At 38.4% G+C, this 21,313-nt stretch carries 24 protein-coding genes; 6 read left to right on the forward strand and 18 right to left on the reverse strand.

What is annotated here, in order from left to right; translation table 11 throughout:
- Genes mnhG through ACZ41W_RS07230 form a run of 6 tightly spaced genes read left to right on the forward strand, consistent with a single transcriptional unit; the run spans window position 1 to window position 3,429 of the window.
- The gene (gene mnhG, locus ACZ41W_RS07205; RefSeq protein WP_464314197.1) at window positions 1-291 is read left to right on the forward strand and encodes a monovalent cation/H(+) antiporter subunit G; all 291 of its coding nucleotides are present in this window, start codon (window positions 1-3) and stop codon (window positions 289-291) included.
- Window positions 288-818: a Na(+)/H(+) antiporter subunit B gene (locus ACZ41W_RS07210; protein ID WP_464314198.1), complete on the forward strand. Its 531-nt coding sequence runs from the start codon at window positions 288-290 to the stop codon at window positions 816-818. Before mnhG ends, ACZ41W_RS07210 begins: the two co-directional genes overlap by 4 nt.
- A complete protein-coding gene (locus tag ACZ41W_RS07215; RefSeq protein WP_464314199.1) occupies window positions 815-1,093 on the forward strand; it encodes a hypothetical protein in 279 nt (92 codons plus the stop codon). The genes ACZ41W_RS07210 and ACZ41W_RS07215 overlap by 4 nt, the downstream gene beginning before the upstream one ends.
- The gene (locus ACZ41W_RS07220; RefSeq protein ID WP_464314200.1) at window positions 1,086-1,475 is read left to right on the forward strand and encodes an MnhB domain-containing protein; all 390 of its coding nucleotides are present in this window, start codon (window positions 1,086-1,088) and stop codon (window positions 1,473-1,475) included. Before ACZ41W_RS07215 ends, ACZ41W_RS07220 begins: the two co-directional genes overlap by 8 nt.
- Window positions 1,472-1,843 (forward strand): sodium:proton antiporter, encoded by a 372-nt coding sequence (locus ACZ41W_RS07225; protein ID WP_464314201.1) that lies wholly within the window; start codon window positions 1,472-1,474, stop codon window positions 1,841-1,843. Before ACZ41W_RS07220 ends, ACZ41W_RS07225 begins: the two co-directional genes overlap by 4 nt.
- A complete protein-coding gene (locus ACZ41W_RS07230; protein WP_464314202.1) occupies window positions 1,840-3,429 on the forward strand; it encodes a complex I subunit 5 family protein in 1,590 nt (529 codons plus the stop codon). Before ACZ41W_RS07225 ends, ACZ41W_RS07230 begins: the two co-directional genes overlap by 4 nt.
- On the opposite strand, the gene ACZ41W_RS07235 is transcribed toward ACZ41W_RS07230, so the two are convergent.
- The 18 genes from ACZ41W_RS07235 to ACZ41W_RS07320 all read right to left on the reverse strand — a co-directional run bounded on the left by ACZ41W_RS07235 (window position 3,426) and on the right by ACZ41W_RS07320 (window position 21,304).
- Complete coding sequence (locus ACZ41W_RS07235; RefSeq protein ID WP_464314203.1) at window positions 3,426-4,271, reverse strand: DegV family protein; 846 nt, start codon at window positions 4,269-4,271, stop codon at window positions 3,426-3,428. The genes ACZ41W_RS07230 and ACZ41W_RS07235 overlap by 4 nt on opposite strands.
- 113 nt (window positions 4,272-4,384) lie before the next feature.
- Window positions 4,385-4,825, reverse strand: a complete 441-nt coding sequence (locus tag ACZ41W_RS07240; RefSeq protein WP_464314204.1) for a MarR family winged helix-turn-helix transcriptional regulator — start codon at window positions 4,823-4,825, stop codon at window positions 4,385-4,387.
- Between the two features lie 101 nt (window positions 4,826-4,926).
- Window positions 4,927-6,282, reverse strand: coding sequence for a Na+/H+ antiporter NhaC family protein (locus ACZ41W_RS07245; protein ID WP_464314205.1), 1,356 nt, complete (start codon window positions 6,280-6,282; stop codon window positions 4,927-4,929).
- A gap of 63 nt (window positions 6,283-6,345) precedes the next feature.
- Window positions 6,346-7,137: an EFR1 family ferrodoxin gene (locus ACZ41W_RS07250; protein WP_464314206.1), complete on the reverse strand. Its 792-nt coding sequence runs from the start codon at window positions 7,135-7,137 to the stop codon at window positions 6,346-6,348.
- Between the two features lie 9 nt (window positions 7,138-7,146).
- Window positions 7,147-7,914: an NYN domain-containing protein gene (locus tag ACZ41W_RS07255; protein ID WP_464314207.1), complete on the reverse strand. Its 768-nt coding sequence runs from the start codon at window positions 7,912-7,914 to the stop codon at window positions 7,147-7,149.
- 169 nt (window positions 7,915-8,083) lie between these two features.
- The gene (locus ACZ41W_RS07260; protein WP_464314208.1) at window positions 8,084-8,995 is read right to left on the reverse strand and encodes a DUF5692 family protein; all 912 of its coding nucleotides are present in this window, start codon (window positions 8,993-8,995) and stop codon (window positions 8,084-8,086) included.
- 143 nt (window positions 8,996-9,138) lie between these two features.
- Window positions 9,139-9,534: a large-conductance mechanosensitive channel protein MscL gene (mscL, locus tag ACZ41W_RS07265; RefSeq protein ID WP_464314209.1), complete on the reverse strand. Its 396-nt coding sequence runs from the start codon at window positions 9,532-9,534 to the stop codon at window positions 9,139-9,141.
- 176 nt (window positions 9,535-9,710) lie between these two features.
- Window positions 9,711-9,848 (reverse strand): OadG family protein, encoded by a 138-nt coding sequence (locus ACZ41W_RS07270; RefSeq protein ID WP_464314210.1) that lies wholly within the window; start codon window positions 9,846-9,848, stop codon window positions 9,711-9,713.
- Between the two features lie 10 nt (window positions 9,849-9,858).
- Window positions 9,859-11,013, reverse strand: a complete 1,155-nt coding sequence (locus tag ACZ41W_RS07275) for a sodium ion-translocating decarboxylase subunit beta (RefSeq protein ID WP_464314211.1) — start codon at window positions 11,011-11,013, stop codon at window positions 9,859-9,861.
- 254 nt (window positions 11,014-11,267) lie between these two features.
- Entirely contained in the window at window positions 11,268-12,545 is a 1,278-nt protein-coding gene (locus ACZ41W_RS07280) for a DUF4129 domain-containing protein (protein ID WP_464314212.1), read from the reverse strand.
- Window positions 12,542-13,687: a DUF58 domain-containing protein gene (locus tag ACZ41W_RS07285; RefSeq protein WP_464314213.1), complete on the reverse strand. Its 1,146-nt coding sequence runs from the start codon at window positions 13,685-13,687 to the stop codon at window positions 12,542-12,544. Before ACZ41W_RS07285 ends, ACZ41W_RS07280 begins: the two co-directional genes overlap by 4 nt.
- Window positions 13,688-13,696: 9 nt before the next feature.
- Window positions 13,697-14,644, reverse strand: coding sequence for an AAA family ATPase (locus tag ACZ41W_RS07290; protein ID WP_464314214.1), 948 nt, complete (start codon window positions 14,642-14,644; stop codon window positions 13,697-13,699).
- A 99-nt stretch (window positions 14,645-14,743) separates the two neighbouring features.
- Window positions 14,744-15,643, reverse strand: coding sequence for an ABC transporter ATP-binding protein (locus tag ACZ41W_RS07295; RefSeq protein ID WP_464314215.1), 900 nt, complete (start codon window positions 15,641-15,643; stop codon window positions 14,744-14,746).
- A 139-nt stretch (window positions 15,644-15,782) separates the two neighbouring features.
- The gene (locus ACZ41W_RS07300; RefSeq protein ID WP_464314216.1) at window positions 15,783-16,994 is read right to left on the reverse strand and encodes a hypothetical protein; all 1,212 of its coding nucleotides are present in this window, start codon (window positions 16,992-16,994) and stop codon (window positions 15,783-15,785) included.
- Window positions 16,995-17,003: 9 nt separating this feature from the next.
- Window positions 17,004-17,711, reverse strand: a complete 708-nt coding sequence (locus ACZ41W_RS07305) for a peptidylprolyl isomerase (protein ID WP_464314217.1) — start codon at window positions 17,709-17,711, stop codon at window positions 17,004-17,006.
- 31 nt (window positions 17,712-17,742) lie between these two features.
- A complete protein-coding gene (locus ACZ41W_RS07310; protein WP_464314218.1) occupies window positions 17,743-19,104 on the reverse strand; it encodes an ABC transporter permease in 1,362 nt (453 codons plus the stop codon).
- 66 nt (window positions 19,105-19,170) lie between these two features.
- Entirely contained in the window at window positions 19,171-20,526 is a 1,356-nt protein-coding gene (locus tag ACZ41W_RS07315; RefSeq protein ID WP_464314219.1) for an ABC transporter permease, read from the reverse strand.
- A gap of 67 nt (window positions 20,527-20,593) precedes the next feature.
- A complete protein-coding gene (locus ACZ41W_RS07320) occupies window positions 20,594-21,304 on the reverse strand; it encodes a peptidylprolyl isomerase (protein WP_464314220.1) in 711 nt (236 codons plus the stop codon).
- Window positions 21,305-21,313: the final 9 nt, after the last annotated feature.

Below are 21,313 nucleotides of genomic sequence, written 5' to 3' on the forward strand. Positions count from 1 at the left end.
ATGATTGGTACATTTTTTATCATCGCAGGAATCATTTTTATTTTCTTTGGCATCATCGGTTTATTCCGATTTGATAATTTTTATTCCCGCGCTCTTGTATCTTCGAAAATAGACACTGTGGGTTATTTATCCATACTTATCGGCGTTATCATAAAGAGTGGATGGACATTTTTATCCATGAAAATTGTATTGATTCTTCTCGTGACACTCCTTGTCAATCCACTCACGACACATATTATAACGCGTTCAGCCTACATCAACGGATTGAAAACAAGAAAGGATTCCAAATGAGAACAATTTTGATGATTCTATTAATCCCACTAGCGGTCGTCATCATACAATCTCGAAAACTGAAACAAGCCATTATTTTATTGAGCTTATTCTCGCTGATAATCTCAATTGTCTACTTGCTCTATTATGCGCCTGATGTGGCTATCGCTGAAGCTGTCATAGGTACGACACTTTCAACGCTTTTGTTTTTAGTGGCTCTAAAAAAATATCGCGTATTCTCTGTCTACATCTCACTAGATGCTCAACAGGTAAACGATGCCATCTACTTTGAGCGCTCAAAAGATCCGCTGATAGAGAAATTGAGTAAGTTCTGTTCTAAAGAAGGACTCGAACTCCACACTGTGTACACAGTTGACAGCGTCGATACGTTACTCAATAATCATCCATACGCAATTATAATCGATGAAATTGAACGTCGTCCTGTTCTCTATATCAATGAAAATTCATTAAAAGCTGAACGCTTATATGAGTTCCTTATGTCTGAAAGTATATCTATACAACTCATCAAAAGGGAGGTTTACTTATGAACCGAAAAATCATCGCCCTATTGATGAGTTCACTCGCCATATTGGTGATCTTAATCAGCCGAGATAGCCCTTTATCAACGCAATCTCCATTGACAATTTTTTATATCAAAAATAGCGAATCCATGATTCAGTCACCAAATGTTGTCACCGCCATTTATCTCTATTTTAGATATTATGACACCCTATTTGAAGCATTGATGTTACTATTTAGCGTTACTGGAATCGTGAGATTCTCTCGACTGCCATCTTCTGAAGAGGAGGATTCCAATGAATGAAAATTCAAAACTCATCACACGAACTATGGGCGCTCTATACCCCATCATCCAACTGTTTAGCATCTACATCATCTTAAATGGACACCTATCACCCGGCGGTGGATTTCAAGGTGGCGCACTTATTATGAGCGTTTTTATTTGCAGTTACATTGCAAATCCTCAAGATTTTGGACACCTGCATCAACTTCATCGTATCGAAAAAATTGCCTTATTGCTGATTTATCTTGTGGCCATAGGATTTTTAACGACGCTTGTTCACCGATTCTTGCCCCAGCTTAATATTCCTTATTTGATCATCATGAATCTACTCATATCATTGAAAGTTGCCAGTGGACTGACATTGATCTTCTATCACTTCATTCAAGACGAGGAGGCGTTATGAACTCGGTACTTTTTACAGGCGAAAATATCAGCATTGCGCTATTTTTCATAGGCCTTTATGGCGTTTGTTCTAGGCGCAATATATTAAAATCCATCATCAGTTTGAGTATTATGCAAGCTTCAATCATCTTATTCTTTTTATCGCTTAACGAAACGGTTCATCATGCACCCATCGGTAAGCAAGCATATCTCATGCATCGCATAGAGGTCGTTGCTGATCCATTACCACAAGCCCTTATGATTACAGCTATTGTCATCGGCGTATCCGTAACGGCTCTTTGTCTCACTCTATTTGTTTCACTTTATCACACATACGGAACCACCAACTGGAGAAAATTATACGATAAGAAAGGAAAAGAAGGATTATGAATCCCATTGTCTACGTCTTAATTCCACTTCTATTAGGATTTTCAAATCTCGCTTTTTCAAATTTATCTGTTCATTTGACAAAGCTCATAACGCTGACGCAACTTTTTTTTGTTTTTTCATTGCTTATAAATCTTACTCCACGCGGATTGACACAACTGGTCGATGTGCCTTTTCCGTTCGGCATGGCGCTCTCTATTGACGATTACTCTTGGATCATGCTCGTACTAAACAATGTTCTCTTTTTAATTGCTACTTTCTATTCCACAGGAAAGTCCTATTTTTCACGCAATATGATCTTTGAACTATTAAGTCTTCAAGGCATCATCAATGCGCTATTACTGTCTGTAGACCTATTTAACATCTACATCTTATTTGAAGTGTCTACAGTTTTAGTGACGCTATTAATTATGGCAAAAAAAGATTCCCGATCTCTTTATGATGGTCTCATCTACCTGATGTCAAATTTAGTTGCCATGGCCTTTTTTTTAATGGGGCTTGGATTTTTATACAAAACATTTGGCAATCTTGACATTCACAGCCTTCTAATTCAGGTAAAAAACTGGACGGATCTCCGGTCATTGACATTGCCCCTTGCATTTATCCTCACAGCACTGAGTCTAAAATCAGCTCTCATTCCTGCCTTTGGTTGGCTCCCTCATGCACATGCTTCTTTAGCCGCACCAACGGGAGTTTCTGCTATTTTATCTGGTATTTTTGTGCAGATTGGGCTTTATTTAATCTACCGAATCTCCATTATTTTTTCTCCTATCGTCACATTAGGACCACTTTTATTAACCCTTGGATATGCAACAACATGTATTGGCTTTATATTCGCTATATGCCAAACGGATATCAAGTCCCTGCTCGCCTATCAAACCATCGCAACGTCTGGCATTATCCTCATCGGAATAGGACATGGTACAGAACTGTCTATTGCTGCATCTTTTTATCACCTCGTTGCGCATGGGCTCTACAAACCATTGCTCTTTTTAACAGCAGGCCAAATGATTCACCTCTATCAATCCCGACAAATCAGCGATATGCATCATTTATGGAAACATTCAAAATCATTGTCCTTGTTTTGGATTATCGGTACATTTAGCATCATAGGAGTGCCTTTTTTCGGTGGATTTATGGGGAAAAATTTACTTTTACAACATTGGGATTTATATGTCATCACCTTTGGAATCGCACTTTCTTTTATGAAATTTATCCCTGTTATTTGGAGTGCTTCCTCCTTTGAAGATCATACACAGTCAGTCAACACGTCCAAATATGAGCGTTCATCACTTATACTTACAGCGTTTCTATGTATCCTATGGGGAGTGTTCTCATCGCCTATCTTAAATCAGGTATTTCATATTTCATTGAATGATTCTTGGACGCGCTATTTATCAAAACTCTTTGAATATCTTCTCATCTTACTGATCAGTTACTTAGCTCATCACGTTATGACGCGTAATGGGGAAAAAAATAACGCCCTATTTCAACGAATAAGACGTCTTAAAATGGATTATAATCAAATGAATGTATCACTCGTACTACTTTTTACATTTGTTTTAGGGTATCTCACTTTGTACCGTTAATTTTTAAAATACGCAAAACCCACTGCGCCTTCACCTGCATGAACACCAACCACCGAACCAATCTCAATAACTGTAATTTGATCAATGACGAACCGCGACTTTAAGATCGATTGAATCTCTTCTAATTTTTTCTGACTATGAGAATGTCCAATTGCGAGGAAATCCACATGTCCATCTGGAAACGACTCGCTTAATTGCTGAATCATCCATTCATAGCCTTTTTTATCTCCACGTGCCTTCTCGCACACTTTTACGAGTCCATCTTTTGCTTCGATGATTACTTTTAAGTTCAACATTTTACCAATTAAAGCAGAACCAGTTGAAAGTCTGCCACCGCGCTTTAGATTCTCAAGAGTATCTAACATGCAGTAAATTTGAGATTTCTCAGAGAGTTTGTTGGCATACTTCACAACCTCGACGATATCTGCACCACTTTTAATTTTTTCCTGAACAAGTTGAATCATCAACCCAAGTGCATAACTTGTCGTAGCAGTATCTATAAGAAATACACGCTCTGGCTCCTCTAACATCTCTTTCGCAATCACAGCAGAGTTATACGTCCCGCTTAATTTTGAAGATACTACCATGCACACCACGTATTCGTGTTGAATCAGCGCCTTTTCAAAAAGTTCGTGAAATTCACCGGGATTTACTTGCGACGTGGTGGGAAGCGCAGGGGATGTACGCATTTTTTCATAGAATTCATTATTGGTGATGCCCGTTTTATCTATATATTCCGTATCTCCAAATAACACTTTAAGCGGTGCAAATTCAACACCTATCGAGGATAACACCTCAGGGGATAAATCACAAGTACTGTCCGTTATCAATTGAATTTTCATCTTAATCTCCTCTTCTGATTCATTTAGAATTATTCATTTGTCGAATCAACTTCTCATTTATGATTGCTTTGAACTTCAATTTGTTTGATAATCAAAGTATCGTTGTAAATTTTTTACTTCAAATCCTTAAAGTAATCCGTCACTTTTGAGAGCGCTTTAATAAGTGCAATGGTTTCTTCAGGCTCAAGTTCAGACATGGCAGAAGAAATCATCTCATCGTGAAATTTCTCATGGTGAACAAACGCCTTTCTCCCTAAGTCCGTCAAAGAGATCAGAACAACACGTCGGTCTTCTTCGCTCCTAACGCGTTCTACGTATCCCTTTTTGACCAAATTATTGATGGAAATGGTTAACGTCCCCACTGTAATATTCAGTTTTGTGGCAAGTGCAGTCATAGGCGATACATCTTCCATACCAATCGCGTCGATGACGTGTAATTCACTCACTGTCAAATTCCCAAATTCGCCCTTTTTGAGCGTGTCCTCTTCTATATTTAATATTTGATTAAACATGAGGACAAAGAGATTGTTGAGGATCTTTTTCCCGTAATCCATATTCACTCCAATAATTAATTTGATATTCAAACTATTTTCAGTATAAATTGAATCCTTTATTTTGTCAAGAAAGCTTGCTTGAGCATGCAAACAGGTATTATTTATTGTGCTTTCTTCGGATGCGTCAACCATAAACAAAATGGAAGACTCAGCCAACATAGAACAGCGAATGGCGCAAACTCTAAGGCACTAACGCCCGTGATGGCTAAGATGATGATCGCATTGACGTTCCAAGGCATCAGTGGTGCAATGGCAGTTCCTGAATTCGCAATGACTTGAGAAAGCGTTGTATGGTCATAACCATGCTTTTTAAACGTCGATTTCAAATACTTCCCTGGAATGAGTATGCCAACTGTTTGATCGCAGGTCAGTGCATTGAGTCCGATAGACAATACACTTGTATTCAAGACAAGTTGTCTTGGAGAGTTGCTTTTACCAGCGACCCATGCGATGAGCGGATCTAGCCATCCACACTTTTCATAGATCGTACTCATAGAAATACCTGCCATGATGATGATAACCACTTCAAACATAGCCATGGCACCGCCGATTTCAAGAGACTGAATAAATGCATAAGGCGAACCACTCTCAAAACCATTGAGCATAAAATCGAGTAATTCCATCACCGAATTTTGTTGGATGAAAAGAATCACAACCGCTGAAAGTCCTATGCCGATAGATAGGACGCTCTTGGTCTTCATCCCTTTAAAACTCGTCCACAAGATCACCAATGGGATTATAAATAATAATGGAGAGATCACAAATGTCTCTTTAAGTTGAAACTTCAACTGAGTCATCTCATCAATCGAAATCTGAGCTGGAAATTTTAATGAGAACAGATAAAAAATCACACCTGTAAGAATCATGGCCGGCAGCATGCTCCATCCCGTTTCTTTGAAGTACTTTCTAAAAGTCACTTCTGTTGTTTCAAGCGTGAAATTCACAAGGGCTGAGATAGGCGATAATCTGTCAGCAATATAAGCGCCCGATAAAATCGCGCCCATTAAAATACCTTTTGGGAGTCCTACGCTAACGCCCAGCGTTAAAACCGCGATTCCAGCTGTACTCAAAGTGCCTAATCCAGTACCTAGGAAAAATGCCACTACACCAGTGAGTAAATAAGCAAATAACAAAAAGTTGATATGCTCTACAATTCCAAATCCATAGTAAATCAAACTTGGAACGATACCCGATGCTGTCCACATGGCAACATTGACCCCGATGAGCAAAACGACAATATAGATATCTTTGATGCTGTAAATCCCTTCACCGAGCCAATGAAAGCTCTCTTTAAAAGAGACACCAATTGTTTTTAATAACCCGACCGCCAGTATTAACGTAAAAGAAAGTCCCCATACCAGCGACTTTCCAATCCCCAAACAAGTGAAAATGCCAATTACAAATATCATTGCAATCAAAATTCCCATTTTGCCAGATCGTATTGGTTGCTGCTGCATGAAGACCTCCGGTTGATTTAAAAGTTGGTTATACCCGTTGGTTATACCTGTTGGTTATACCGTTTATAAAAATCGATTGTACTGTACTTGTGGTTTTTTCTTTGAAAAAATGCTGATAGATTTTGTCGGACATAGGTTGACGCATCTATAGCAAAGCGTACAATTTCCATGTTGTTCTACTTGATTCTCTTTTTTTGGTTCCTTGAGTTCTAAATTTTTCATCGGGCATCTGTCGACACATAAACCACATTGGGTGCATGTTTGATGATCGATTTTAACCGACCCAGTTAACTTCTTTTCCCATTTTGAAAATGGAATTCTTTGTACTGAACCTAAGAAAATAGAACCGACGCCATCGCCTCTTTTTCTGCGAATCTCTTTCACAAAATCTTCACAGTAAAGTTCAATTCGGTTTTCAGTTAATCTGATTTTTTTATCTGCGGCAGATTCTTTTTCATTGCCTAACAACTTTGAATCTGCAATATTTGATGGCATTTTAAAGTGTTCAATTGACACGATAGAAGCATAACATTTTCTCAAAATCCTCGCTAAATAAGCCCCGCCGTCACCAGAAAAACTCGACTGTGTGGCAATCACGATGGATTTCTTGTCTTCGATTTCTTTTGCAATTCGCTTGATAAATCGCCACATAATCATAGGCGACATCGACCCATAAACCGGATAGGCAAAGAGTAAAAAGTCAGCATCTTGAATTTTCAACATATCTTCATCTGTAAAATCCTCAACGCTGATCATCTCAAGATCTGCTCCATGAGTGGCAAAAGATGACTTCATCTTCTCCACAACATGCTTGGTGTTACCCGTTCCAGAAAAATACATCGCTAAAATTTTCATATCAACCCTCTATTCTTTATTTCTCACGTATTTTAAACTCACACTTGGATTGTTTGTTTTTCTCGAATGAATTTCAAATTGCTTCAGCGAACTTACAAAAGGCGTCAATTTTGAAAAACCATAGTTTCTTGAGTCAAAGTCCGGATAACGTTTTGTTAGAATGCTTCCCACTTCACCTAAAAATGCCCAACCATCTTCATCTGATATCTCATTGATAATGTTTCGAATAACATCGATCAACGCATCTTTGGTAATCATACCCGATTTAATCTCAGGTGTTGAAGGTTGTCCCGCTTTTTCAGTGATATTCTGAGCGGCTGTTGTTGCAGATAATACCTCTAAGTACTTAAATTTCTCACATGCAGCGATAAACGGCGTCGGTGTTTTCTTTTCACCCATTCCTAGAACGTACATGCCAGCTTCTCTAAGTCTTGAAGCCAATTTTGTAAAGTCGCTATCACTCGATACGATACAAAAACCATCGACGTTGTGTGAATACAAGATATCCATTGCATCTATGATAAGTGCCGCATCGGTGGCATTTTTTCCAGTTGTATAGCTATATTGTTGGATCGGTGTAATTGAATGGTTCAGTAACACCGTCTTCCATGAAGCGAGTTGAGGTTTCGTCCAATCGCCATATATTCTCTTATAAGTGGGGGTCCCATGATTAGACACCTCGTCAATAATGTATTTGATGTACTTATCCGACACATTGTCTGCATCAATTAGTACCGCAATACGCTTATCTTGTTTTTCTCTATTTTCACTATTCATAGCCATCTCCAGTCTAGATTATAGTCTTATTAATATATTATATGTCCGAACTTTATATTACAAGATATAATTGCTTAAAGACATAAAGAAAGTGCAAAGCTCACTCAAGAACTTTGCACTTAGATTTGCAGTTAATTCAATTATTCATTCAATTGTCGACTCAATCTTCTTACGAATTCGCGATTTCTTTAAATTGCGCTAAGTCGCTATGAACTTCACTCGTAATTGGGTTGCGTTTAAATTTGTAAATTTTGTAGAAATGATATCCAAATACTGCCACGTTAGAAGCAAGTGCTAAAACACTCACCACCATAAGAGCAGTTTCGCTATGTGAAGATTTTACTGCGAAATCAGATGTATCTACAAATGCTGGATAACTCATAACAAACATCATCCAAAATGCCAATGTTTGTGCACGGTGTTGTAACCAAGCGCCTTTTTTGATGAAGAACGCTGGAATGGTACAAGAGATAAGAAGTGCAGCACCTGCATAGAATGAATGATCTGGAACACAGTTATATACATATGCAAAGTTCCATAAATCATATGCGATGATCCAGAACCATAATTGGTCAGGCCATAACATATCTTTCTTTTTATCTTTACCAATCTTGATGCCCACCCAACCTGAGATGGTGATGATATTTAAAATTCCTGCGATACCATTCATGATGTTCCATGGTCCACCGATGATTAACATGCCATCAACGACACCGTTAAATCCAGAACATTGGAAGTCACGAACAACAGCTTCTAAAATATTGATTGAGAGTATAAGTGCGGGAAAAAACAATAAAAATTTGTTGTTTGTTGCGCCTTTAATGTGTCTCAAAGCTAAGAAACCTAAACAACCTGCTAATGCTGAATACACTTTGGCCCAGTGGAACCAAGTGCCAACGCTTGTGCCCTCCCCAGCTGTTTTAGGCCAAACTGCAATGGTCAATACTGCCGGTAAAGCAACAAATAACGCGAGTGATACCCATTTGTTGAGACGTGCGATTTCATTTAAAAGCATCAAACCGCCGAGTACAACAAACCACATGATCAATGATCCAAATGGTATGGACTCAAATAAGAACATAATATTCCTCCCCAGATTTTGACAGTCTTTGTATTTTTTTTGTCAAAATCATATTCCACTTAATATTCTAGCACAATATTTTAAAAAAACAATGTTAATCCATCGCATCGCAACATCGTCGTATTTAAGTCAATTTCAGCTCTTTAGCTTTTCTTAAGCAAATCTCGAATTTCCGTTAAAAGTTGTATATCCTCTGCCACGGCCTTAGGCGCTTCAGGTGCTGGTTCTGGTTTTGACCTGAGTTTTTCAATGAGTCGAATCATTAAGAAAATCACAAGTGCAATGATGACAAAGTCGACAATATTCTGAATAAACATACCATAATTGAGCGCTACTTCAGGTGTTTCACCTTGAGCCTCTTCAATCACCCATTTTAATGACTTAAAATCCACTTTTCCTAACAAAATACCGATTAACGGCATAATCACATCATTCACAAGCGAAGTGACAATTTTACCAAACGCACCCCCAATGATGACTCCAACAGCTAAGTCCAATACATTTCCACGCATGACAAATTTTTTAAAATCTTTTAGCATCCCAATCCTCCTATCTTTATTATATGATTCAAACACTCACAATCAAATAATCGACTCTTATGAATCATTTCTTATGAAATTGCAGGAAGTTCAAAAAAAATGAGAGTCTATACAATCGTATACACCCTCATTATAATCTTATTATTCAACTATTTCTACGAAAACTAAACAGTCTTCTACTCTGATTTTTTTTCTTCTTTATAAGGAAAAATAACAACGAGAAGTCTGATAATCACATAAAATAGGATTAGTACCACAAATACGCCTGCTAATCCATAAAGCATTAACTGTAAACCCATTTCAAACTCTGTCATCACGCGCCTCCTATCTCATCAGTAGCCAAGGTACCAATGCTAAAACCATACCTCCAGCTACAATTGAACCTAATTGACCCGCCACATTTGCACTTACTGCTTGCATTAAGATGAAATTATGTGGATCTTCTTGTTTTGCCATCTTTTGAATAATTCTAGCAGACATTGGGAATGCTGAGATACCAGCCGCGCCTACCATTGGATTGATTTTTTCTTTTGTAAATAAGTTGAGGAATTTCGCAAACAGTACACCACCTGCTGTATCAAATACGAATGCCACTAGACCCATTGCCATAATAATCAACGTTTTCACATCTAAGAATTTTTCATAGTGCATTGTTGCACCGATGGTAATCCCTAAAAGTAAAGTTACGAGATTTGCAAGTTCATTTTGTGCTGCTTTCGATAATCTTTCAAGTACACCCGATTCTCTAATTAAATTACCGAACATCAATAGACCAACGAGCGGAACACTGATTGGTGCGATAATCCCTGCGATAATGGTAATGAGGATTGGAAATGCAACAAGAACTGTTTTAGAAACTTTGACTTCATGATATTGCATTCTGATAAGACGTTCTTTTTTTGTCGTCAAAGCCTTGATAACCGGCGGTTGAATAACTGGAACAAGCGCCATATATGAATACGCTGCAACCGAAATTGGTCCAAGCCATTCTTTGGCAAATTTTGATGCCACAAAGATCGAAGTAGGACCGTCCGCAGCACCGATGATACCGATAGAAGCAGCCGTTTTAAGATCAAATCCTAATTCAGGAAACAATGTATTGAGATAGAGCGCAGCAAGCGCTGTAAAGAAGATACCAAATTGTGCAGCTGCCCCGAAGAACAACATCTTTGGATTTTTTAATAGTGGTGTAAAATCAATCATCGCCCCAACAGCTACAAAGATCAACACCGGGAAAATTTCTGTTAAAATGCCCGCATTATAGAAAATCTGTAAAACACCTGCATTGCCCTCAAACTCCCAAATTGTACTTAAAGGCAAATTCACTAAAATTGCGCCAAAACCAATCGGTAATAGCAACATCGGCTCATAATCTTTCTTAATTGCAAGATAAATGAGTGCCCCTCCAATTGCATACATCACAAGATATTGCCACTGAAATTCCACAATACCTTGAAACAATTGTGCAAACTCTTCCATATAAAACCTCCCACGACTCTAAAATTCTTATTTGCTCAAAGTAGATTTCAATAAAAAAGACTTTTACCCCGAAATATCGAAGTAAAAGTCTCGCTTTCTCATGAGCTGTTGACCGGGCATCTCTGCCGAACTGACGACCAACTGCACAGCTTTCACGCTGCAAGCTACTCCCTTAAACCCATGAAAATTATACCACTTACACAACTTTTGTACAAACTAAAATTTTTTAGTGACTCAGATTTATACAACTTCCATCATTCGTCTCTATTGCCATATCGCACTGATTTATAGGCTTGTGTAAGCTCGATAAATTCAGGCTCATGCTGACCTTTATCCTTAAGCTCCTGTAAAAACTCATCTGGCGATAAATGGCGCTTCTTTTCATAGCCCTTTTGTTTCCAGTTTGATAGCGCCTCACGATATTTTAGACGAATCTTCGAGTGAAGCACTTCTTCATGATACCGATTGGTCCATTTTTTTAAAAGACCCGAAAGCGGATTTTTCATATCAAAGATAAAAGTTCTTTCCTCTTCAGCTCCAGGCGCGATCGTACGTTTTTTCTTATGAGAAACCTTTTTCAAGATAAAATACACCACTAAGATGATGCCCACAACAGCAAGTATAGTAAATAAGATCTCTGCAACCTGCGATACACCCGTCTCTGGATGACCATCAAAGAACTCTTCACTTTTTAGCTGAATCTCACCAAATTTAACTTCATGAAGCTTGTCTCCATTTGTGACCAAACCCGTTAGCAATGTAATCAAATAGATAAACGGCAACGTCAAAAGCTGTAACACTAAGATGATGCCATCCTGTAAAAGAAACAACCCTTTCACCAGCAATTGAAATAACCCAAGATGACGCATTTGAAACACGATAAACAGTAAGATGATAACCGTCACCGATACTCGACTAAATCTACTTAAATTCGCATCGCGATTGATTCCGTTGGACTCATAAACATCATATGCCGTGCGCATATTCACGAGATTGAGATTTAAAAATGCCACTACACAATAAAATGGGAAGTACACATCTCCCACACTTTGAAATGTTCCGCCGAACTTGTCTCTAAACAGGACATAGATCAAAAAACTCATCACAACAACTGAAGGAATGGTAATCTGTCTCACCGTCTTAATGCGGTCGTGTGACACTTCATAGTTTTGTCCTACTACCCATATATATGCAAAAGCAACGCTTCTAAACAATTTGTATAAATCAAACGGCGCATTGAGTATCACACCTTCGGCAAATACAATCACCGCTAACCCAAGTAACGCCAGCGCAAACGATCGATAGGCTTTCTCCTGTGAAATCATGTGCGTGGAGATTGCACTGATGGTGAACACCACAAATCCCATGATAATCGCTGGAAATAAAGAAGTCATTACAGCGGGTGTGCTTCTAAACCAAACCGTCAAAGTCATCACAATCATCATGGACATGAGAACTGTATCAGCTGATTTTAGTACAATGCCCAATCGATCCGCCGTTAGATATTTTCTTATCTGATGCCATCTTTTCACTGTGCCACCTCCATATCTTCATCTGCAAACGCAGACAACCACTCAATTCGAGGTGACAGCTTTGATGACCATTCGCACGGTTTTAAAAGAATCACTTTGATACGAGAACCTCTTTTAGCATAATCATTGAGTTCGTTGACCACGCTTTCCGTCAAAAATGCAGTGATAAAAACGACGAGCGCCTCTCGACTGAGCTGAACACGCATCTTTCTCAGTAGTTTATCCATGGCAATTCCTCTATAGACAGTAACCAGTGCCAATGCATCAAAGATCATCGTTCTTTGAGCTGGATGAGATGATGGCGGTACAATGATACCGGTTCGACTCATAGCATCCACTGAATTGGAACAAAATCCGACATCCATTTTATCATCCATCGCCTCTTGAATCACTGCTGCGCTAAGTTCAACACCTCTTTCAATGGCTTCTGTATCGATCTCATTCCAGTGAATGTCCGTCGTCTGGACATCTAAACAGATACAAACCGAAGGCTCTGCCGTAAAGTCCATCTTTTTAACTTGCAAAGCACCCGTTTTAGCAGTCGCTTTCCAGTCGATAGTGTTGAAACTATCATTGTGCGTATACTGTCTAACGCCAATGGCTTGAATCGGGTCTGGATTGATCCAGCGTCTAACAGATATCTGCCCTTGCATCGTGTTGGCAATCAGATTAAATGCACGTAATGGCTTCACTTTAGGATAAACGAACAAGGCATCCGATTGCTCATACGTATATTCCGCTTTTGTAAACCCAAACAGATCGCCAAACGTCGCATAGACAGGTTGCAATTTGTAATATCCTCTCTTTGAGCATTCAAAATAGTCCTGTCTAGCCACTCTTTCATAAAATAAAAACGACGTGACAATATTGTATTCAATATGTGTTTCAGCCGTGATGCGCTCCTTATCCGTCCATTCTGCTGAAAAAACATCCGGCATAAATGAACTGATCATCACCCAAGGAAGAGGAAGGATTTTTTTGTTCGTCATCACAGTGGAAATCGGAACAACCTCTCCCACTTCTACTCTTTTGTGAACATACTTACGCGTCACTTCAAACTTGCTCGGTGCCAGCTTGTTCCACTGATTGGTCAAGAAACCACCCACTGAAACAAGGATGAGAAGTACGATTATCACTATCATAGTAGGCTCCTACTTAAAGTTTTCTGTTGGTACCGTCACAGACGCGAGTATCGTATCTAATACTTGATCGCTAGTTGTCGAATAACTATTTTTAAGTTTTAAACGATGCTTAAACATCGGTTTCACTAATTGTTTAACATCGTCTGGCAAGACAAAATCTCTTCCTTTTACAGCGGCATATGCCTGTGCTGCTTTGTATATCGCCATATTTCCACGAGGACTAATGCCCAAATCCACATCATCATGCGTACGTGTCGCTTCTACGATGTCGATGATGTAATTCACCACACTCTCGTCAATATGCGTTTGTGTAAATACACTTCTCGCCGCTTCTATTTCTTCTCGACTAATCACTGACGACAGTTCTTCAATCGGGTTGTTTTCTCTAAAACGCGTCAGAATCGCCTTGGATTCTTCTCGTGTTGGATACCCCATAGAAAGCTGCATAAAAAATCGATCAAGCTGGGCTTCTGGAAGTGGGAACGTTCCCCCTGTTTCAATGGGATTCTGAGTCGCCAATACAAAAAACGGCTCTTCTAGTTTATACGTCACGCCATCCACCGTAATCTGATGCTCTTCCATAGCTTCAAGAAGGCTCGACTGCGTTCTAGGTGTCGCGCGATTGATCTCATCTGCAAGGATGATTTGATTCATTAAAGGTCCTTTTTTGAATTCAAATGCATTTTTTTGCTGATTAAAATAATTCAGCCCCGTCAAATCGGAAGGTAATAAGTCCGGCGTAAATTGAATCCGACAAAAATCCGCATCCATTGATTTTGCAAGTGCTTTTGCAAGCATCGTCTTTCCCGTACCCGGTATATCTTCAAGCAAAACATGCCCAGAACAGATCATAGAAGTGGTAATCATATCGATGATCTCGTCTTTCCCAATAATCACTTTTTGAATGTTCGTTCTCAATTTTTCCGTTAATCCATGAATACTGTCTTTCGCTGTCATATTGCCTCCCTAAATTCATTTATAATAATATGATTATATCATATATTTTTGTCCCGCTTCATCCGTTACAAAAATGTGAGATTCTTAGTCTATTTCTCACTACGCACCATACACTTCCTTGTAAATGGTTTCAACGTCCATGACATCCTTTTGAATGTCGATGAGTTTCACTTTTGCCGTACTTAACGCAGCGAGATATTGGTCGAGTTGCGCGTTGTTTTGAAATTCAATTCGCACGGAATCATCTCCGATAAGCTGTACTTTTTCGCTGGCTATCAGTGAACTTGCCATTTCACTTGCTTTTGCTGCATCCGATACCTGAAAAATATAGCTGTACTGTTCATTGAGTGCACTTGGTGGTTCAATCATGCGTCCTTGATTGATACAGATGATGCGGTGCGCTAACTTTTCTACCTCGCCCAGTTGATGCGATGAAAACAAAATCGAGATATCTTCTGTTGCCATGAGTTTTTCAAGGGTGCTTCTCAGGTGAATAATCCCAGTTGGGTCCAGTCCGTTCGTTGGTTCATCTAGGATTAAGAACTTTGGTTTACTCATAATCGCGATACCCAGCGCCAATCTTTGTTTCATCCCCATGGAATAGCCCGCCACTTTACGGTCGAGTGCTTCTTTCAGCTCTGTAAATTCATAGATTTCTTTGACGCGTTCTTTACTGATTTTTCTCAGTCCTGCGATGAGTTCGATATTGTCTCTGCCTGTCATGTCCATGTAAAGCCCTGGACTTTCAATCAATGAGGCTTGCGATGCAAGTGCTTTTTCTCTTTCTTTAAACAAATCGAATCCATTGACTTTAACGGTGCCACTATCTGGATAGATCAAGTTGCAAATACATTTCATCGTCGTTGATTTTCCCGCGCCATTCGGTCCAATAAAACCCACGATTTCATGGGGTTTTACATAAAACGACACATCTTTGAGTACGTGTTTTTTTCCAAAGCTTTTATTTAAATTTGTTACCTCTACTACGTAATTGTTCATGATTTTGTCCTCCTGTATTCTGCATTTGTATAATGAATTTCAGTATTAGTTTAATGAATTATTGTTAATCATGTATATTCAACTTATATATTTTCATCATGAATGCCTTAGTTATGAGTAATTTTGCTTGCTTGTAATTCTACTCTCTCGCACCAACAAAGTCTTTTCTAAGATACGTCACATAGCTCATACCACTTACGATCGCAAACCCTATCAGATTGACGAGTATCCCCATGATGAAATTGCTTCGGCTCAACACGAGGAGTACTTTGTCTACGAATACGTAGGAGTATGGATACCAGAAGTTGACTAGGACTGTTTTAGGTAAAAAGGATGCAAATACAAACGCTGCTAAAATCAACGTCACCATCACACCGATGGTTTTACTTTGACTGTCCACAAGTAGTGCAATCCAGTTGACAACTGCGATTGAGAAAAGAATCACTGCCATGACCATGACAAATCCCATTACAATGTATTTCCATGTTGGCAACAAAAGAAGGCTTGCTGCGGTTCCATCACTTGTCCAGTGCAATAGACTTTGTCTTGTCATAATCGGATACGCAAAATCACCGATACCGCCCTTTAAAGTACATAATAGGAAATAAATTCCCGCACCTGCAAGTAGCAAAACAAAGCTGAGCATCACGACAAATATCCCTCTTGCTAAGAACAGCTTACCGCGTCTCCACGGCATAGTTTGGTACATTTTGAAGCTACCTTCAAGGATTTCTCTTACATACACTTCGATGATCATAAACAAAATCATCACGAGGATAAATATGACATATTTCGAGCTGAAGAAGAGCTTCATCCCATTGGCACCATTGACCTTGTAGTCATTGATCATCGGTTTGATTTTTGCATCCATCAAATACTTCGTATAGTCTGCTTTTAGTTGGATATCATTCTCCACATAACCGCGTCTTTCATATTCTTCTTTTGATTCAACGCCAGCTTTCATGCCTTGAAGCACACGATTGTAAAGTTTATTGGAGACAAAATTGAGGTATTCATAGTCTTTTTCGTAATTGTTTTTATAAAATACCATCATTGCCTGTTCATCTTTGGCTTGCTCATTGTAATAGTCGCGATTAGCAATCATCTGTTCTGGTGACAATCCATTCATCGAGATTTCTTTTTTGATAAATGTCGAATATGAAACGCTTAGACTTTGTGAATACTTTTGATTCAAATCATATCGTTCCGATATTTTCGTCATATAACTCGCTTCATCCTTTAGTTGAAGTCCAAATAACAAAATGATTCCAGCTATGAGCACTGCCATAAAAAACCAGTTTACTCTACTTTTTATAAATCGTTTGAATTCAAATTTAAGTAATGTTCCCATCTTGTCCCCCTATTTTCCGTCATATGTTTTAATCTCGATGGATTCGATTGTAACGATTTTTGTCGTTTCAAAGGTATACTCATCATGTTCTATTTTAAAGATGGCATCTACTACATCCATCCCTTCATAGACTTGTGCAAACACCGTGAATTCCAAATCAATACGGGGTTCGCCACCATACGCATCGTACGTCTCACGGACCTCTTTTGGATAGAGATCTTCTAGATCATCCATCGTCTCTAGAAACTCTTGATCCATCTCTTCTGTTGCTACTATGTAAAACTCTCCACTCGGCTGACTCTCACCTTTTCTCGCCATTCCCACCGCACCTGTGTAATGTCTAATATCATTTGTCGTTTCAGTCACATAAGTACTTCCGAAAAATTCTTCAAAGGTCTTATCGTCATCTGGATTAAACGTCATGATAATATGAGATACGGGTCTTTTATCCATGGTACCTTCTTCATAATACTTCGTTTCAACGATTTTTTTAAACGCTTCTACCGTTTTAGGTGCAACATCCGATAACAGTTTCATCTTGAATTCACCTTCACTGGTTTTAATGATGGCGATTTCATCACCCACTTTGGGTTTTTCCATCTGCCTTGGCAGTGGCACATCTTTCTTTCCTGAACAGCCACTTAATAGCATCAAACTCAGGATGACCATGCTTAAGATCCGTGTTAATCTTTTTAATGCGACGTTTTGTTTTTTCATTGTAAATACCTCCTGATTTATTATTTTCTTCTTAGATTGCCTTCTTCTCAAAATACTTCATCCCGCCAAAGAGCATTAGTCCCGTGGATAGGGTTAGTATCAGTACTGCCGATAACACGGTCACATTCTGCGTGCCTTCGACGATGCGACTGACTCTAAACATGTTAAACGGCACTATGTTATAATGTCTACCAATGGTCAAAAAGTGTGTTGCACCAATCGTTCCACCGACTACAATGCCGGAAACGAGTAAACTCATCATCTCATTATTCACCACTGCTGAGATGAGCTGAACAACGGCGATGATAAAGCCTACGTAGAGGATCATGAGTAAAACGGCTATGAGGGCGTATTGGTAAAAAGGGATGAGGTCTACGCCATTGTGGGGCTGGTAATACCAATCATGAGTTTCAAATTGATTAGCTGGTGCCATATGTGCAAAACTATAAAGACTTACGACTGGGTGCTTCATTCCTTTGAATGCCATTTCTATATAATTTGGAATAGGCACAAGTCTCGTAAAAATATCAGAAAGATAAGTAACTGGATATTTTAGAGATACAAATCCATTTTTTATGCCATAGAAAACTCCTGTAATTATCGCAGGAACTAATACAACCACAACGGTTTGAACGACTGTCGATATCCATTTGCTTAGATAATATTTTTTCCGAGAAACCGACTGTGTCAGTAAGAGTTTTAGAACCCCGGACTGTTTATCTTTATTGACAGACGCGTATCCTAATAAAATTGGCAGTAGAATCAACAAAAATGGCATGAGTTCATATAAATACGTATACCAAGCAGTAATGTTGTTGGCTTCATCGTTGTAGAGTGGTTCCATATTATTTTGATAGATATAATCCAAGTATCTCGCATCAAAAATATCATTAAATACTTGATCATTACTGCTTATTGGACTAAAATCTATTGATTCATAAGGAATTCCATTACTTACATGTTGCCACAACTCGTAGATTTCTTTTTTCAAGGTTGCCTTATCTATCGGTCTGTAAGAATCTTTGACTATTTTAGCTTCTATGAGATACAAAAAAATATTCAGCCTTATTATTTCTTCTGAATTACATTCAATCACACTTTGTGCAATTTCTATTTCAGTTCTATCAAATAAATTTACACTTCTTACAAGCTTTACAAATGTAGCATTATCTAACGACCTCTCCAACTTTACTTTGTCCTTCATGATTGTATTTAATAATGTCAATTCAGGATTCAATTTATATCCTATTATATTATGCCCTTGAAATGGTCGATATTTTCTTTGTTCCTCAATTGGGTTCATGGTTAAGACAATCATCAAGCAGATAGCACCTATGAGTATCCAAGTGATCGGTTTTTTGAGTTGTTTGATGGTGAGTTTTTTATGTAGCACTGCTGTATTCACCCCCTCTGCAAATTAATCTTGTCTTTCATCAAAACTCGAACTATTTACTTCGACCTAGATCGCCTTCTTCTCAAAATATTTCATCCCACCATAGAGCATTAGTCCCGTGGACAGGGTTAGTATCAGTACTGCTGAGAGTACCGTTACATTCTGTGTGCCTTCGACGATGCGACTGACTCTAAACATGTTAAACAGCACGATGTTATAATGTCTACCGATGGTCAAAAAGTGTGTCGCACCGATCGTTCCACCTACCACGATACCGGATACAAGTAAACTCATCATTTCATTATTCACAATCGCTGAGATGAGCTGAACAACTGCAACCATAAAACCTACATAGAGGATCATGAGTACAAGTGCGATGAGGGCGTATTGGTAAAAGGGAATGAGGTCTACGCCTTTGTGGGGTTGATACCAAACATTTCTAAAATTATCCGCAGGTGCCATATTTACAAAACTATAATAACTTACAGTTGAGTGTTCACCTTTTTTAAATGCCATTTCGACATAATTTGGAATTGGCACGAGTCTCGTAAAAATATCCGAAAGATAGGTTACTGGATATTTTAAGGATACAAATCCATTTTTCACGCCGTAAATGATGCCCGTAATAATCGCAGGAATCGTTGTGATGGTAACTGTTTGTACAACAGTTGCTATCCACTTGCTCAGATAATACCTTTTTCGAGAAACCGACTGAGTCAGTAAGAGTTTTAGAACGCCTGATTTTTTATCTTTAATAACAGACGCATATCCAATTAGAATTGGCAGTAGAGTCAGTAAAAATGGTATAAGTTCATAAAAATACGTATACCCGGTGGTAATGTTGTTAGCTTCATCGTTGTAAAGTGGTTCCATATCATTTTGATAGAGTTTATCCCAATATCTTGCCTGTAAAAGTTCCTTATCAGCTTTTTCGTCATATGCCAATGGTCTGAAATTTATTGAATCATAAGGAACACCATTGCTAACATGTTGCCACATATCAGAGATGTCTTCTTTGAGCAAACCAATATCAATTGGTCTATATGAATCTCTATACAATTTAATCGTTATAAGTTTCTTTAATATATTGAGTCTAATTGTTTCTTTCGCGTTACCCTCAATAATACTTTGCGCAGTTTCTCTACCAGTTTTATCCCATAAGTTTAAACTTCTTACGATTGTTTGCAACGTTTCATTATCCACTGATTTTATCCACTGGTCCTTATTCATCATAAATGCTTTTAAAAGAGTCATCTCAGAATCCAATTTACTACCCATTACATTATGCCCCTGAAATGGTCGATATTTTCTTTGTTCCTCAATTGGGTTCATGGTTAAGACAATCATTAAACAGATTGCGCCTATCAGTATCCACGTGATTGGTTTTTTTAGTTGTTTGATGGTGAGTTTTTTATGTAACATAGGCAGCCTCCATATGACTATAATTTCTCAAAACCTGTGGATGTATGATTTAGTAATGTGATACCGCTTAGTTTCCGTCGTATGTTTTGATTTCTATGGATTCGATTGTAACTTTCCTTTCAGGCTCAAGTGTATATGGTGCTAGTTCGATATTAAAAATTTCATCGACAATTTCTTGCCCTTCGTAAACATGTGCAAACACCGTATAAATCACGTCACCTCTCGGGTCACCGCCATATATGCCATAGTTTTTCACAACTTCTTCAGAATACATATCTTTCAATTGACTTAACCCTTCGAGATAACTTTGATCAAGTTCAGCTGTCGCATTTATATAAAATCCTGTAGTTGCGTCTTTTTTATAATACTTCAACATGCCAACTGCACCAGAATAATGACGGACATCGTCTGCATTTTCGTGGATATACTCTTTACCGATAACTTCAGTTGTCAATGCTTCATCATGTTCAAATACTGTCGCAACAACATTTGCACCTGAGTTATTTGCAATTCCCATGTTTTCATAGTATTTTCTATTGACTAATTGTTTAAATGCTTCAACTGTTTTAGGTGCAACATCTGATAAAAGCTTGATTCGAATTTCACCTTCACTGGTTTTTATGATGGCTATTTCATCACCTTTTTCGGGTTTCTCCATCTGTCTTGGCAAAGTATCATTACCTTTCGTAGTACATCCAGACATCATTATGCTGCTGATAAAAATAAGACTAATCAGTAGATATTTATTGACATTTAATATATTTTGTCTTGTTTTCATTTCTTTCCT

It is taken from the genome of Fusibacter fontis (assembly GCF_055378735.1).

Coding starts and splice junctions, on each gene's coding strand:
- ACZ41W_RS07275 (WP_464314211.1), bottom strand. CDS start 11,013: ATGGAAGAGTTTGCACAATTGTTTCAAGGTATTGTGGAATTTCAGTGG.
- ACZ41W_RS07320 (WP_464314220.1), bottom strand. CDS start 21,304: ATGAAAACAAGACAAAATATATTAAATGTCAATAAATATCTACTGATT.
- ACZ41W_RS07210 (WP_464314198.1), top strand. CDS start 288: ATGAGAACAATTTTGATGATTCTATTAATCCCACTAGCGGTCGTCATC.
- ACZ41W_RS07290 (WP_464314214.1), bottom strand. CDS start 14,644: ATGACAGCGAAAGACAGTATTCATGGATTAACGGAAAAATTGAGAACG.
- ACZ41W_RS07255 (WP_464314207.1), bottom strand. CDS start 7,914: ATGAATAGTGAAAATAGAGAAAAACAAGATAAGCGTATTGCGGTACTA.
- ACZ41W_RS07295 (WP_464314215.1), bottom strand. CDS start 15,643: ATGAACAATTACGTAGTAGAGGTAACAAATTTAAATAAAAGCTTTGGA.
- mnhG (WP_464314197.1), top strand. CDS start 1: ATGATTGGTACATTTTTTATCATCGCAGGAATCATTTTTATTTTCTTT.
- ACZ41W_RS07245 (WP_464314205.1), bottom strand. CDS start 6,282: ATGCAGCAGCAACCAATACGATCTGGCAAAATGGGAATTTTGATTGCA.
- mscL (WP_464314209.1), bottom strand. CDS start 9,534: ATGCTAAAAGATTTTAAAAAATTTGTCATGCGTGGAAATGTATTGGAC.
- ACZ41W_RS07235 (WP_464314203.1), bottom strand. CDS start 4,271: ATGAAAATTCAATTGATAACGGACAGTACTTGTGATTTATCCCCTGAG.
- ACZ41W_RS07270 (WP_464314210.1), bottom strand. CDS start 9,848: ATGACAGAGTTTGAAATGGGTTTACAGTTAATGCTTTATGGATTAGCA.
- ACZ41W_RS07305 (WP_464314217.1), bottom strand. CDS start 17,711: ATGAAAAAACAAAACGTCGCATTAAAAAGATTAACACGGATCTTAAGC.
- ACZ41W_RS07285 (WP_464314213.1), bottom strand. CDS start 13,687: ATGATAGTGATAATCGTACTTCTCATCCTTGTTTCAGTGGGTGGTTTC.
- ACZ41W_RS07250 (WP_464314206.1), bottom strand. CDS start 7,137: ATGAAAATTTTAGCGATGTATTTTTCTGGAACGGGTAACACCAAGCAT.
- ACZ41W_RS07300 (WP_464314216.1), bottom strand. CDS start 16,994: ATGGGAACATTACTTAAATTTGAATTCAAACGATTTATAAAAAGTAGA.
- ACZ41W_RS07230 (WP_464314202.1), top strand. CDS start 1,840: ATGAATCCCATTGTCTACGTCTTAATTCCACTTCTATTAGGATTTTCA.
- ACZ41W_RS07315 (WP_464314219.1), bottom strand. CDS start 20,526: ATGTTACATAAAAAACTCACCATCAAACAACTAAAAAAACCAATCACG.
- ACZ41W_RS07260 (WP_464314208.1), bottom strand. CDS start 8,995: ATGTTCTTATTTGAGTCCATACCATTTGGATCATTGATCATGTGGTTT.
- ACZ41W_RS07220 (WP_464314200.1), top strand. CDS start 1,086: ATGAATGAAAATTCAAAACTCATCACACGAACTATGGGCGCTCTATAC.
- ACZ41W_RS07225 (WP_464314201.1), top strand. CDS start 1,472: ATGAACTCGGTACTTTTTACAGGCGAAAATATCAGCATTGCGCTATTT.
- ACZ41W_RS07240 (WP_464314204.1), bottom strand. CDS start 4,825: ATGGATTACGGGAAAAAGATCCTCAACAATCTCTTTGTCCTCATGTTT.
- ACZ41W_RS07215 (WP_464314199.1), top strand. CDS start 815: ATGAACCGAAAAATCATCGCCCTATTGATGAGTTCACTCGCCATATTG.